Consider the following 14,285-nt stretch of genomic DNA (forward strand, 5'->3'; position numbering starts at 1 on the left):
TAACACCGCGGGCTGTCCGTGCATGTTTACTGGTGGGCGGCCAGGGCCGCTGGCAGAAAACCTTTGTGCTGCGCCAGGAGCCGGGCTGATTCGTCGGCGGGCAGGGCAGTCAGGATGCTGAAGATCGCCGTCTTGAGGTGCCCGTTCGCAGCCGTCAATGCCGCGGTGGCCGCCTGCGCGTCGCAGCCTGTGAGCTGCATGAGCGTGCGGGCGCTGCGGGCATGCAGCTTCGCGTTCGTGGCGCGCAGATCCACCATCATGTTTTTGTAGCTTTTGCCCAGCCGCACCATGGTGATGGTGCTGATCATGTTTAACACCATTTTTTGACAGGTGCCCGCCTTCAGGCGGGTGGAACCGCTCAAAAATTCCGGGCCCACCTCGATTTCCAGGGCTGTCTGCGCCGCTGCACCCAGCGCGGAGTTGTTGTTGCAGGCGAAACCGACCGTGTAGGCACCGGCCGCACGCGCAGCCTCAACGGCGGCGATGACGTAGGGGGTGCGCCCGGAGGCGGCCATCCCAATGACACTGTCACGGGCTGAGGGTTCCAGTGCGGCCATGTCCGCCGCGCCCGCCACCATGCTGTCCTCGGCGTTCTCCACCGCCTGCTTTACGGCAGCCTGGCCGCCGGCAATGATGCCCACCACCTGGGCTGGGTCCGTGCCAAAGGTGGGCGGGCATTCGCTGGCATCCAAAATCCCCATGCGGCCCGGCGTGCCGGCGCCCACATAAATCAGGCGGCCACCGCCGGCCATGCGGGCGGCAATTTCATCAATGATCCCGGCAATGGTGTCCTGCGCCCGGGCGATGGCCGCCGGAACCAGAACGTCCTCACTGTTCATGCCGGCCACCAGCTCGGTGGTGGACAAGGCGGCAAGATCCGGATACTTCGGATTGGCTGCCTCGGTCACGAGTGTGCCAATCTCGGTGCGAAGCACCTCGGCGGGGTTGTTTTCAGGGTGGTTCATGGGGTTCCTTGCAAAAGAGGTCAACGGGCGGGACGGGGCAGGGCCGTTTAGGCGCCTTCCAGCAACGCTGCCACGGCCCGCGCCGTGACCTGGCTGAAACCGTGGCAATGCACGGCCGGGAAGCTGCTGGCTTCCCGGGGTGCCAGACCGGCATTGATGCACACGGCCTGCGGGGCCGTGGAAAACACCAGCTCCAAGGCCTCCAACTGTGCGGCCGAGGTCAGGGAATCGCTGAGCACCAGCACAGCACCTACAGCCTGCAGGAGGGCCACTTCCAGCTCCACGGCGGAAAGCCGGGCTGCCTCGAGCACCGTCACGGCATAATTGGACAAGGCCTCCGCCAGGAAGTTCCCGGTGACACCTGCGGCCATATTGTGACCGGTGCGCACATCCACCAAGGTGACGGTTCCCGCTCCTGTCAGCACGGGAGCGTCGCCCAATGCGTCCAGGCGGCAGGCGCGCGCTGCGGCGCCGAGCCAATCGACGTCGTTCTGCGGGGACGTTGAGGGCTGCGGCAAGGCAGTGGCGGACCAACGGGCCATTGCCTGCACCCGACCGGCGGCGCTGCGCAGCACATCCACCGGGAGGCGGCCGGAGAGCACCGCAGCGTGGACGGCGTCGAACACTTCCAGGTAGCAGGCCTCATCATTTTGGCCACTGGTGTACGCGTTCAGGGGGTTCCCCACGCAGAGAAGGTCATTGCCGGCCAGCAGGGCCAGCACCGCGCCCTCACCGGGGCCCACGGTGGCGCGCACGGCGGCCATGTCCAGGGCGTCGGTGATGAGCACCCCCTCAAAACCCATCCCGCGCAGCAACTTGGCAGCGGCCGGGTTCAATGTGGCAGGGAGCCCACCGAGTTCCGGGACGATGATGTGGGCGCTCATCATGGCCATGACGCCGGCATCCACGGCTGACTGGAACGGCGGTAAATGAAATTCGGCCATGTCCGCCAAGGACAGTTCAACGCGGGCCACATCCATGTGGGAATCGGCCACGGTGTCCCCGTGCCCGGGGAAATGCTTGGCGCACGCAGCCACCCGCAACTGTTGAATGCCTGTGACGGCTGCGGCCGTGTGCACCTGCACCAGCCCCGTGCTGGAACCAAAGGCGCGCACCCCGATGACGGGATTGTCGACGTTGGTATTGACATCCGCCACGGGGGCAATGGTCAAGGTGATGCCGGCGTCACGGCACAGCTGCCCAAGGGCCCGTCCGGCGGACTCGGTGGTGGCCGGCTCATTCAAGGCCCCCAGCACCGCGGCCCCGGGAATGGTGGAGCCGTCCCGGGCCTGCAGGCGCGTGACATTGCCGCCCTCTTCATCCACCCCAATGACGGCCCGGGGATTGGCCGCCTTGATGGCCGCCGACAATGCCGCGGCCTGGCCGGGGACATCAGGAACCAGATTATGGCTGAAATACACCACACCGGCCAAGCCTTCGCGCAGGGCACGTTCCAGCCACGGCGGCACCGTGGTGCCCACAAAGCCGGGCAGGATCACCGAATTGATGAGCCGGGGCAGATCCGCCGGCAGTTGGCCCGCTTTCCCGGTACCTTCCCGGGGCGTCAGGGGAGTGTGGTACAGCTCACTGGAAGTCATGCTTGGAATCCTACCGGGCTTCCCGCGGCAGCCGCGGAGGCGGGCCGGGCAGCAATCATTGCCGCAGTGACCTAAACTTTATGTGTCGCCACCATCACGCCACCTTTGGAGCTTTTCTGTGACCAGCGTTTCCCCCAACCGTGTTCCCATCCGCCGTGCCCTCATCTCGGTCTACGACAAAACCGGTTTGGAGGAGCTTGCCGCCGGCTTGCACGCCGCCGGTGTTGCAATTGTGTCCACCGGCTCCACGGCAGCAAAGATTGCCGCCGCCGGAGTCCCGGTGACGGAGGTGTCGGAGGTGACAGGCTTCCGTGAATGCCTGGACGGCCGCGTCAAGACCCTGCACCCCTTGATCCACGCCGGCATCCTGGCCGACCGCCGCCTGCCCGACCACGTGCACCAGCTCGAGGAAATGCATGTGGAACCGTTTGATCTGGTGGTGGTGAACCTGTACCCCTTCGTGGACACCGTCAACTCCGGTGCCGGCCAGGACGCCGTGGTGGAGCAAATCGACATTGGCGGTCCCTCCATGGTCCGCGCCGCGGCCAAGAACCACCCCTCCGTGGCCGTGGTGGTTGACCCTGCACGCTATGGCGCCGTCATTGCGGCAGCCCAGGAGGGCGGTTTCACCCTGGCCGCACGCCAGCGCCTGGCGGCATCGGCCTTCGCCCACACTGCGGCGTATGACAATGCCGTGGCCGCGTGGACCGCCGCGCAGTTCCTGGATGAAGACGGTGACGGCGTCATTGACTGGCCCGCCTACGCCGGGTACTCCCTGGAACGCTCCGAGGTGCTGCGGTACGGAGAGAACCCCCACCAGCAGGCGGCGCTGTACGTGGACCAGGGCGCGCCGTCGGGCATTGCCCAGGCTGACCAGCTCCACGGCAAGGCCATGAGCTACAACAACTTCGTGGACGCCGACGCGGCTCTGCGGGCCGCGTTCGACTTTGACGCCCCCGCCGTGGCCATCATCAAGCACGCCAACCCCTGCGGTGTGGCCGTGGCCTCCCCGGACGCGGCTGACCCCATTGCCGACGCCCACGCCAAGGCGCATGCCTGCGATCCGCTCTCCGCCTTTGGCGGCGTCATTGCCGCCAACCGCACCGTCACGGCGGCCATGGCCCGCACCGTGGCCGGCATCTTCACCGAGGTTGTCATTGCCCCGGACTTTGAGCCCGAAGCCGTGGAGATCCTCTCGGCGAAGAAGAACATCCGCCTGCTCGCCCTGCCCGAAGGCTACGGCCGGTACCCGGCGGAGGTCCGGCAGGTCTCCGGCGGCATGCTGGTGCAGATGAGCGACAAGGTCGACGCCGAGGGTGACAACCCCGAGAACTGGACCCTGGCCGCCGGTGCCGCCGCCGATCCGGAAACCCTGGCGGACTTGAAGTTCGCCTGGACAGCTGTCCGCGCCGCCAAGTCCAACGCCATCCTGCTCGCCAACAACGGCGCCGCGGTGGGGATCGGCATGGGCCAGGTCAACCGGGTGGATTCATGCAGGCTGGCCGTGGAACGCGCCAATTCGCTGGGCGTCACCGTGGAATCGGATGTGGACGCCGCCGGTGGTGCCTCCGGCGCCCCGGGTGTTTCAAAGCAGCGCTCCATCGGCGCCGTGGCATCCTCGGATGCGTTCTTCCCCTTCGCCGACGGCCTGCAGATCCTGCTCGACGCCGGTGTGCGTGCAGTGGTCCAACCCGGTGGTTCCGTCCGTGACGAGGAAGTCATTGCAGCAGCCAATGCCGCCGGCATCACCATGTACTTCACGGGTGCCCGCCACTTCTTCCACTAAGCGGCAACGCCCCCGCACCCTGTGCCGGGGTGAAACGCCAACGCTCCCTCACCGGATGGTTCAAGGTGGGGGAGCGCTGGCTTTAAGTGCCTGGGGAAAAGGGGTGTTGGCTACTCGCCGGATTCCTTGCGGGCGCTGAGCTCCGCGTCAAGACGCAGCAGGCCGTTGCCGTCATTGCCGATCAAACGCACGCGGCCAATGATTTCGCCCACCGTGGCTTCTTCTTCGAGCTGTTCCTCAACGAACCAGTTCAGCAGCGGAATGGAGTCAATGTCCCCTTCCTGCTGCGCCAGACGGTAGAGGTTGCGGATTGATTCAGAGACTTTTTGTTCGTGCGCAAGGGACGCCTCGAAAGCCTCCAGCACCGAGTTGATGGCAACATTGGGGGCTGTGATCATGCCAATCTTCGGGGTGGCGTTCCTGTCGGTCATGTGGTCGGTGAATTTTTGGGCGTGCTCGAGCTCCTCGGCCGACTGGGCCAGGAACCAGCCGGAAATCCCCGGCAGGTCCCGCACCGCCATTTCAATGGACAACTGGCGGTAAACCACCGAGGCCTGAATTTCCAACGTGATTTGGGTGTTAATGGCTTCTGCAAGCATTCCTTTGAGTTCCATAACCCCCACGGTAGGAGTAAAACTGCGCCAACGCACCGTAAGTAAGGCTAATCTCACTTCGCCCACAGGGCCCGGTTGCACACAATGGCGGGCAAAGGCGCTGGCTCGGGTAAGTTAGAAGGGAAAGAAATGTCACCAGATTCTTAGTAATCCATTGAATTTCAGCAGGAGAGACAACACCCATGGCGAAAATCATTTACACCCTCACCGACGAAGCGCCAATGCTGGCCACGTACTCACTCCTACCGATTGTTGAGGCCTTTGCCTCCACCGCCGGGGTGGATGTGGAAACCCGCGACATCTCACTGTCAGGGCGCATCATTGCAGCGTTCAACGATCACCTCGGCGAAGAACAGCGCGTTGCCGACTCCCTGGCCGAACTCGGCGCCCTGGCCAAGAGCCCGGATGCGAACATCATCAAACTCCCCAACATCAGTGCCTCCATCCCGCAGCTCAAAGCTGCCATTGCCGAACTGCAAAGCCAGGGATACGCCCTCCCCGGCTACCCGGACGACCCCTCCTCCGACGAGGAAAAGGACATCCGCGCCCGCTACGACAAGATCAAGGGCAGTGCCGTGAACCCGGTATTGCGTGAAGGCAACTCGGACCGCCGCGCACCCGCCTCGGTGAAGAACTACGCCAAGGCCAACCCGCACAGCATGGGCCCCTGGAGCGCCGACTCCAAAACGAACGTGGCCACCATGGAAAGCGGCGACTTCCGCCACAATGAAAAAAGCGTCATCATTGACGACGACGACAGGCTCGCCATTGTGTTCGTTGCCCTGGACGGCACCGAAACGACACTGAAGTCCAACATCGCCGTTTTGGCCAATGAAATCGTCGACGGCACGGTGATGCGCGCCGCGGCCCTGGATGAATTCCTGGCAGCCCAGGTGGCCCGCGCCAAGGAAGAGGGCGTGCTCCTCTCGGCCCACTTGAAGGCCACCATGATGAAGGTTTCCGACCCCATCATCTTCGGCCACGTGGTCAAGGCCTACTTCCCGGAGCTGTTCGCCAACTACGGACAGGCCCTGGAAGCTGCCGGACTGAGCCCGGCCAACGGCCTGGCGTCCATCCTCAACGGCCTTTCCGAGCTGCCCGGGGACGTGCGTGCCGGGGTGGAGGCTGCCATTAAGAGCGGTTACGACAACGGCCCAGCCTTGGCCATGGTGGATTCGGACAAGGGCATCACCAACCTCCACGTGCCCTCGGACGTGATTGTGGATGCTTCCATGCCCGCGATGATCCGCACCTCCGGCCACATGTGGGGCCCGGACGGCGCCGAGGCCGACACCTTGGCTGTTCTGCCGGACAGCAGCTACGCCGGCATTTACCAGGCGACCATTGACGACTGCCGCGCCAACGGCGCCTTCGACCCCACCACCATGGGCACAGTTCCCAATGTGGGGCTCATGGCCCAAGCGGCGGAGGAATACGGCAGCCACGACAAGACCTTCGAACTTGCTGAAGCTGGCACCGTGCAGATCGTCAACTCCGCCGGCGTGGTCCTCATTGAACACGCTGTGGAGCCCGGGGACATTTGGCGTGCCTGCCAGGTCAAGGACATTCCCGTCCGCGACTGGGTCAAGCTGGCCGTCACCCGCGCCCGCGCCTCCGCAACCCCGGCCGTGTTCTGGCTGGACGAGAGCCGCGCGCACGACGCCAACCTCATTGGGAAGGTCACGGAATACCTGCGCGAACACGACACCGAGGGCCTGGACATCCGCATTTTGTCCCCGATCGAGGCCACCAAGTTCACCCTGGAACGCATCCGCCGCGGCGAAGACACCATCTCCGTCACCGGCAATGTGCTCCGTGACTACCTGACGGACCTGTTCCCGATCCTGGAACTGGGCACCAGCGCCAAGATGCTCTCCGTGGTGCCGTTGATTGCAGGCGGTGGGCTCTTTGAGACCGGTGCCGGCGGCTCCGCTCCCAAGCATGTGCAGCAGCTGGTCAAGGAAAACCACCTGCGCTGGGATTCACTCGGCGAGTTCCTGGCCCTGGCAGTGAGCTTTGAGCACCTGGCGGTGACCAAGGGCAACGCCCGCGCGCAGATCCTGGCCGACACCCTGGACCGTGCCACAGGCACCTTCCTGCTGGAGGACAAGTCCCCGAAGCGCCGCGTGGGCGAGATTGACAACCGCGGCAGCCACTTCCACCTGGCCAAGTTCTGGGCTCAGGAACTGGCAGCCCAAACGGCCGACGCCGAGCTGGCGGCGGCCTTCGCCGCCGTCGCCACGGACTTGACCGAAAATGAAGACGCCATCATTGCCGAACTGGCCAACGTTCAGGGCTCGCCCGTGGACTTGGGCGGCTACTACCGTCCGGATGCTGCGAAGGTTGCAGCCATCATGCGCCCCTCGGCACTGCTGAACAAGGCACTTGCCACGCTGGGCTAAGGACCACACCCCTGCAGCCGAAAAACCCCGCTTCCACAGGAGGCGGGTTTTTCCGCTGCAGGGGTGTGCGCGGCGTAGCTGGAGTTCTAGGCTTGGACCATGCCGCAGGAAGAGGTCCCCGCAGCGCCACTGGATGCCGTAAACCCGGCCGGCGTGGCGTCCACGCCCGGGGATGGCCACCACCCTGCCTTCCTGCCCGGCAGGGATCGGAACCGTGGCGCCTTCCTGCACGTGCTCATCAATACGGCAGCGGCCAATGTGATCACCAGCTTCCTCTGGTTTGCCCTGACCTTCTGGGTTTACCTGGAGACCAAATCGGTGCTGGCCACCGGGCTGGTGGGCGGCGCCTACATGCTGCTGGTGTCGGTTTTTGGGCTGTTTTTTGGGGTGTTGGTCGACAGGTATAAAAAGCACGCCGTCATGGTGGTTTCAGCCGTGGCCACCTTGGCGTTCTTCGCCCTGGCCATGGTCATGTTCGCCGTGCTGCCCACACCGCTTTTACTGGATTTGACCCGGCCCTGGTTTTGGGTTTTTTCCGTGGTGATCCTCCTCGGTGCCGTCGTAGAGCAGCTGCGCAACATTGCCCTGTCCACCACCGTGACCTTGCTGGTGCCTGCCGAGGGCCGGGCCAAGGCCAACGGCCTGGTGGGTTCCGTGCAGGGTTTGGCGTTTCTGGTCACCAGCGTGTTCAGCGGCCTGGCCATTGGGCTGGTGGGCATGGCCGGCACGCTGCTCATGGCCCTGCTGGCAACGGCGGTGATGCTGGTGCATCTGCTCACCATCGACATCCCGGAACCCGTGGTGGTCCGTGGGGCGGAAAGCACCACTGTGGGCGAACTGCGCCAGGGAATCGCCGCGGTCCGTGCCACACAGGGCCTGGCAGCCCTCATAATTTTCACCACCTTTAACAATCTCACCGGTGGCGTGTACATGGCGCTCATGGATCCCTACGGGTTGACCTTGTTCTCGGTGGAAATGTGGGGTGTGGTGCTGGGTGTCACAGCCACCGGATTCATCATTGGCGGCGCCCTGGTGGCAAAGTTTGGCCTGGGCAGGCGCCCGCTGCGCACCATGCTCCTGCTGGTGGCCTGCACGGGCGTGTTGGGTGCCCTGTTCACGCTGCGCGAATGGTGGTGGCTCTACGCGCTTGGAATCTGGCTGTTCATGATACTCATGCCGGCGGTGGAGGCGGCGGAACAGACCATCATTCAACAGGTGGTGCCGGCCAAAACCCAGGGCCGGGTCTTTGGGCTGGCGATGACGGTGGAGGCTGCCGCCACCCCCGTCACAGCCTTCGCCATTGCCCCGCTGGCGCAGTTTTGGCTCATTCCCTACATGGAAACGCCCTCAGGCCAAGACGCCTGGGGCTGGCTTTTGGGACCCGGGGAGGCCCGCGGCATGGCCCTGGTGTTCCTCATTTCCGGTGTTGCCACCGTCCTCATTGCCGTCGCGGCCATGGGCACCCGCCACTACCGGCTGCTGTCCCGGGCCTACGACGACGCGGCGCGGCAGGAACTTTCGCCAACAACACCCTGAGCGCATCCGTTACCAGATCTTTATGGACACATGTGTCCTAAGTCACATACTCAAGAGTAGGGTCAGTTGACGTGAGGCCGAATGTCCCAGCGGACAAAGAAGTTCGTGGACAGGGATGCTTACTAGGGAAGGCGTTTTAATGAATCGCAAAAAAGTAATGACAGCGTTTGCCACGGCCGCGACCGTGACACTGTTGTTGACCTCCTGTGCAAATCAAGAACCAGCTCCGGGTTCCACCAGCGCCGGCAGTGAAGGTTCAAATTTGAATCTTGACATCCCGGTCCTGACCTCCATTGAAACCCCCGCAGACGCGGTGCTGCCGGCAGGGGACGGAGAGGCTGTCTGCCCCTCAAGCACCACCTTGGGCTACATTGGCGCTGAAACCGGAGCCAATGCGCAGCTGGGCATCAATATTTTCAATGGCATCCAGCTCGCCATCGACCAGCACAACAAGGCCAACCCCGGCTGCCAGGTCGCCTTCAAGAAGTTCGACACGGAAGGCGATCCCACCAAGGCCACCGGCCCGGTCACGCAGGCCACCAAGGAAGAAAACATCGTGGGCGTGGTGGGGCTGCCGTTCTCCGGCGAATCCAAGGCCACCGGCAACATTTTTGAACAGGTGAAGCTGGTGCACATCACCCCGGCTGCGACGAACCCCGGGTTGACCACCAATGGCTGGACCACCTTCTTCCGGGGGCTGGGCAATGACGCGGTGCAGGGCCCGGCCGCCGCACAGTTCATGACTGAAACCATGGGCGCCGAAAAGGTCTACCTGGTTCAGGACGACTCCGATTACGGCATCGGCCTGGGCGCCACCACCACCGAAGGCCTGGGCGACAAGCTGGTGGGCTCGGACAAGGTGACCACGGGGCAAAAGGATTTCTCCGCCACCATTTCCAAGATCATCAACTCCGACGCCGATGCGGTCTTCTACTCCGGCTACTTCGCTGAAGGTGCACCCTTTAACCAGCAGCTGGTGGCCAAGGGCTTCAAGGGTGCCTTTGTGGGTCCTGACGGCGTCAAGGATGACCAGTTCATCAAGCAGGCCGGAGACGCCTCCAACAATGCCTTCTTCACCTGCCCCTGCATCCCGGGCGAGTTGATCCCGGACTTTGCCGAGGCCTACAAGGAATTGACCAGTGCCGATCCCGGCACGTACTCCATTGAAGGTTACGACGCCGCCACGATCCTGTTGGCCGGAATCGACGCGGGCAACCAGGACCGGCCCACCCTGTTGGATTGGGTGAACAACTACGAGGCCTCAGGGCTGAGCAAGTTCTACAAGTGGGATGACAAGGGCGAACTGCAGGCACCCACCGTCTACGGTTACCGCGTCCAGGACGGAAAGATCGTGCCGATCGGCGCCATCGGCGAGTAGTTCCACCACGCAAGTGCTGTGGAGCGTGCCTAAGCACGCACGCTCCACAGCATTGCCGTGATTGCACCCACATCCGCCCTACGAGGCAGCCCTGCAGCGCTTTCGGTGCCGGGCTGGCTGGAACTGGATCCCACCCATGCTCTCAACAGTTCTTACAGCTGTTCCCGCCGACAGTGACTGGATTAATTTTGATGTCAACGCCCTGACGGAAAACTTTTGGAGTGCCACCTTTGACGGGCTGACCTTCGGAGCCATCTACGCGCTCGTGGCACTGGGCTACACCCTGGTCTACGGGGTGTTGAACTTGATCAACTTTGCCCACTCGGAAGTTTTCATCATGGGCTGCTATGCGGTCTTTTTCACTCTGAGCTTCCTCGGCTTTGGCCCCTCGGCCCCCAACCTCAACTTTGGCCAAATACTGGTGAACATAGTGCTGGCCCTTATGGCGGCCATCATTGCCTCGGCCATCACGGCCCTTTTGGTTGAACGTTTGGCCTACAGGCCGTTGCGCAGGCGCAACGCCCCGCGCCTGGTGTACTTGATTACAGCCATTGGCGCCTCCTTCGTCATTCAATACTTGATCTTTCTCTGGCGCGGCCCGCTGCCGGAGCCGGCGCTGACCATGTTCATCCCCACCCCCGTCTTTGAGGTCTTCGGAACCATCATCGACTCCCAGCAGATCATCATTGTGGTGGCAGCTGTGATCATGATGGTTTTTGTGGACCAGTTCATCCGCCGCTCCCGCACCGGACGCGGCATCCGGGCCGTGGCCCAGGACCCTGACACAGCCACCTTGATGGGTGTGAACAAGGAAAAAATCATTGTCACCACCTTCATCATTGGCGGTGTGCTGGCAGGGGCGGCGGCATTGTTCTACGTCATGAAGATTCCCTCCGGGGTGCAGTACAACGGCGGCTTCATTTTGGGCATCAAGGCCTTCGCCGCAGCCGTGCTGGGCGGCATTGGCAATGTCAGGGGAGCCCTCCTGGGCGGCCTGCTGCTGGGCTTGATTGGAAATTACGGCCAGATATTGCTGGGCAGTTCGCAGTGGACGGACGTGGTGGCCTTCGTGGTGCTCGTGCTGGTGCTGCTGCTGCGCCCCGAAGGCATCCTGGGCACCTCGCTGGGAAGGAGCAAGGCATGAGCACCACCGACGGACCCACACCCCTGCCGGGGGCAGCCGCCAGCCAGGTGAAAGCCAACCGCCAAAGCCGCCGGGACGTGGTGGGCGCCAGCGCCGACGCGCGCGGCAAAAAAGGTCCCTTTGGCCGTTGGGGCGAAAAATGGCAGGCCATGCCGCGCCAAAAACAGTGGCTGTACCTCATTGTCATTGTGCTGGTGGCGTATGCGCTTCCCGTGCTCAACCCGCCCATCCTCTCCACCGAACCCGGCAACGACTTTCCCCTGGCACTGTTCTCGATGGCCGTCTACGCCCTGGTGGCGGTGGGGCTGAACATTGTCATTGGCTATGCCGGCCTGTTGGATTTGGGATACATTGCCTTCTTCGCCGTCGGTTCCTACACCGCGGCCATGCTGACCAGTCCCGACTCGCCTTTTGTGAAGATCCCCTACCTGTGGACAATCCCCCTGGCCATAGTGGTGGCCATGTGTGTGGGGGTGGTCCTGGGCGTGCCGAGCCTGCGTCTGCGCGGAGACTACCTGGCCATTGTGACGCTTGGCTTTGGTGAGATCATTCGTATTTTGGCCACCCTGGTGCCGGCCATGAAGGGCCAGGTGGGATTTCAAAACGTGGGCCGGCCGCCGGGGGAGGGGGCCGACGGGATCCCCTTGTTCGCCAACTCCAATGGCACGCCCTGGTACTGGCTGACGCTGACAATCCTGATCATCGTGTTGTTCCTGGCCGGAAATTTGGAGCGCAGCCGCGTGGGACGGTCCTGGATCGCCATCCGCGAGGATGAGGACGCCGCCGAGACCATGGGCGTGCCGACCTTCAAATACAAGGTCTGGGCCTTTGCCCTGGGCGCCGGCGTCGGCGGCATGTCCGGGGCCTTGTTCGCCGGACAGGTGGGGTTCGTGAACAACCAGAAGTTCGACGTCGTGACCTCCATCCTCTTCGTCGCCGCCGTGGTCCTGGGCGGGGTGGGCAACAAGGTGGGGGCCGTCTTTGGCGGCGCGCTCGTGGCCTACATTCCCCTGCGGTTCACGGCCATTGCCGAGTACAAGTATTTGATCTTTGGCCTGGCGTTGATGCTGATCATGATCTACCGCTCCAAGGGCCTGCTTCCTGCCAGGCAGCGGCTTTTGGCGTACGGGCAACAGGCCTACGCCCGGGTGCGGGGAGCAAAGAGCAAAACGTCCGTCGCCAGCATTGAAAAGGAGGCTTGACCTTGGGTGCACATGAGAAGGACGTGCCGGAGGGTGCCGGACGCCATGAGGCGGCGGCAGAAGCGCACAAGGCACCCATTGAAACCATTGAAGCCCTGGACGTGGAGGAGGCGGTGGCGGAAGCGGCCGCCCCGGAACGTGAAATTGACGTGGCGGTGGGGGATGACCTGGTGGAGGTTAAGAACCTCACGGTGAAATTTGGTGGCCTGGTGGCTTTGGATGACGTCAGCTTCACCATTAAGCGTGGTGAAATCCTGGGCCTCATTGGGCCCAACGGGGCCGGAAAAACCACCTGCTTCAACGCCATGACAGGTGTCTACAGGCCCACCAGCGGAAAGGTGCTGCTGGAGGGCATGGTCTTGAACGGGGTGAAACGGCACAAGATCACCCGCGCCGGTCTGGCCAGAACGTTCCAAAACATCAGGCTTTTTGGTGAAATGACCGCCCTGGAAAACGTGGTGGTGGGTTTGGATGCCCGGCACCGCACCTCCGTGGGTGGGGCGCTGCTGCGCCTGCCCCGGCACATCCGGGAGGAAAAAACAGCCATTGACAGGGGCATGGCCCTGCTGGAATTTGTGGGCATTGGCCAGCATGCAGGCTCCCTGGCCCGCAACCTGTCCTATGGCAGCCAACGGCGCCTGGAAATTGCCCGGGCCCTGGCCACCGACCCCAAACTGCTCTGCCTGGATGAACCGGCCGCCGGCTTCAACCCGGCTGAAAAGGAAGAGCTCATGGCGCTCATCCGCAGCATCCGCGACGACGGCTACACGGTGTTGCTCATTGAGCACGACATGAAACTGGTCATGGGGGTGACCGACAGGATCGTGGTGCTGGAATTCGGCAAAAAAATCGCCGACGCCCTCCCGCACATCATTCGGGAAGACCCCAGGGTCATTTCCGCCTACCTAGGGGAACCTGAAGATGACTTTGCTTGAGCTGACGGACGTATCCGTCCACTACGGACGCATCCAAGCCATCCACAACATGTCGTTCACCGTCCAGGAGGGGGAGATTGTCTCCCTCATTGGGGCCAACGGTGCGGGCAAGACCACCACCATGCGCACCATCTCCGGGCTCCTGGCACCCTCCACCGGCTCCATCAAGTTCATGGGCTCGGACATCACCAAAATGAAGGCGCACATCCGGGTGGTGCAGGGCATTTCCCAAGCCCCTGAGGGCCGTGGGATTTTCCCGGCCATGACGGTGCTGGAAAACCTGGACATGGGCACCTTTGGGCGCAAGGACCGCAACGGTGTGGGCGAGGACCTGGAACGCGTGTTTACCCTGTTCCCGCGCCTGAAGGAACGGGAACGGCAGCTGGGCGGCACCATGAGCGGCGGGGAGCAGCAAATGCTGGCCATTGGCCGGGCACTGATGTCCCGGCCGAAGCTGCTGCTGCTGGACGAGCCATCCATGGGCCTGGCCCCGCAGTTCATCCGGCAGATTTTTAAAATCATCACCGAGATCAACACCCAGGGCACCACCGTGCTGCTGGTGGAACAAAATGCCAACCAGGCGCTGGCGCGGGCGCATCGGGCCTTCGTGCTGGAAACCGGAGCCATCACGCACAGCGGCACCGGCAAGGAACTGCTGGCCAACCCGGCCATTAAGGAAGCCTACCTGGGCGTGGGTTGACCGCCTTGCACCCGCGGCTCCACGG

At 63.3% G+C, this 14,285-nt stretch carries 11 protein-coding genes; 8 read left to right on the forward strand and 3 right to left on the reverse strand.

The window, feature by feature from the left end:
• Positions 1 to 26: 26 nt before the first annotated feature.
• Complete coding sequence (gene murQ / locus ACFUCV_RS04055; RefSeq protein ID WP_380812283.1) at positions 27 to 965, reverse strand: N-acetylmuramic acid 6-phosphate etherase; 939 nt, start codon at positions 963 to 965, stop codon at positions 27 to 29.
• Between the two features lie 47 nt (positions 966 to 1,012).
• Positions 1,013 to 2,563 carry a glycoside hydrolase family 3 protein gene (locus ACFUCV_RS04060; protein WP_380812285.1) on the reverse strand — a complete coding sequence of 517 codons (1,551 nt, stop codon included), beginning with the start codon at positions 2,561 to 2,563 and terminating at the stop codon, positions 1,013 to 1,015.
• 118 nt (positions 2,564 to 2,681) lie between these two features.
• On the opposite strand from ACFUCV_RS04060, the gene purH reads away from it, so the two are divergent.
• On the forward strand, positions 2,682 to 4,349 hold the full coding sequence (gene purH / locus ACFUCV_RS04065) for a bifunctional phosphoribosylaminoimidazolecarboxamide formyltransferase/IMP cyclohydrolase (protein WP_380812287.1): 1,668 nt from the start codon (positions 2,682 to 2,684) through the stop codon (positions 4,347 to 4,349).
• Between the two features lie 110 nt (positions 4,350 to 4,459).
• Here the strand turns inward: purH and ACFUCV_RS04070 are convergent, their stop codons facing one another.
• Positions 4,460 to 4,963 (reverse strand): ferritin, encoded by a 504-nt coding sequence (locus tag ACFUCV_RS04070; protein ID WP_380812289.1) that lies wholly within the window; start codon positions 4,961 to 4,963, stop codon positions 4,460 to 4,462.
• Positions 4,964 to 5,145: 182 nt separating this feature from the next.
• Between ACFUCV_RS04070 and ACFUCV_RS04075 the strand changes: the two genes are divergently transcribed.
• The 7 genes from ACFUCV_RS04075 to ACFUCV_RS04105 all read left to right on the forward strand — a co-directional run bounded on the left by ACFUCV_RS04075 (position 5,146) and on the right by ACFUCV_RS04105 (position 14,260).
• A complete protein-coding gene (locus tag ACFUCV_RS04075; RefSeq protein ID WP_380812291.1) occupies positions 5,146 to 7,365 on the forward strand; it encodes an NADP-dependent isocitrate dehydrogenase in 2,220 nt (739 codons plus the stop codon).
• 99 nt (positions 7,366 to 7,464) lie between these two features.
• Positions 7,465 to 8,901, forward strand: a complete 1,437-nt coding sequence (locus ACFUCV_RS04080) for an MFS transporter (protein ID WP_380812293.1) — start codon at positions 7,465 to 7,467, stop codon at positions 8,899 to 8,901.
• A 139-nt stretch (positions 8,902 to 9,040) separates the two neighbouring features.
• On the forward strand, positions 9,041 to 10,279 hold the full coding sequence (locus ACFUCV_RS04085) for a branched-chain amino acid ABC transporter substrate-binding protein (RefSeq protein WP_380812295.1): 1,239 nt from the start codon (positions 9,041 to 9,043) through the stop codon (positions 10,277 to 10,279).
• A gap of 136 nt (positions 10,280 to 10,415) precedes the next feature.
• Positions 10,416 to 11,423: a branched-chain amino acid ABC transporter permease gene (locus ACFUCV_RS04090; RefSeq protein WP_380812297.1), complete on the forward strand. Its 1,008-nt coding sequence runs from the start codon at positions 10,416 to 10,418 to the stop codon at positions 11,421 to 11,423.
• A complete protein-coding gene (locus ACFUCV_RS04095; RefSeq protein ID WP_380812299.1) occupies positions 11,420 to 12,625 on the forward strand; it encodes a branched-chain amino acid ABC transporter permease in 1,206 nt (401 codons plus the stop codon). The genes ACFUCV_RS04090 and ACFUCV_RS04095 overlap by 4 nt, the downstream gene beginning before the upstream one ends.
• A 101-nt stretch (positions 12,626 to 12,726) precedes the next feature.
• Positions 12,727 to 13,560: an ABC transporter ATP-binding protein gene (locus ACFUCV_RS04100; RefSeq protein WP_380812367.1), complete on the forward strand. Its 834-nt coding sequence runs from the start codon at positions 12,727 to 12,729 to the stop codon at positions 13,558 to 13,560.
• Positions 13,553 to 14,260: an ABC transporter ATP-binding protein gene (locus tag ACFUCV_RS04105; protein ID WP_380812369.1), complete on the forward strand. Its 708-nt coding sequence runs from the start codon at positions 13,553 to 13,555 to the stop codon at positions 14,258 to 14,260. Before ACFUCV_RS04100 ends, ACFUCV_RS04105 begins: the two co-directional genes overlap by 8 nt.
• The last annotated feature ends 25 nt before the right edge of the window (positions 14,261 to 14,285 follow it).

Origin of the sequence: Specibacter sp. NPDC057265 (assembly GCF_042668835.1) — a bacterium.
GTDB lineage: Bacteria > Actinomycetota > Actinomycetes > Actinomycetales > Micrococcaceae > Specibacter.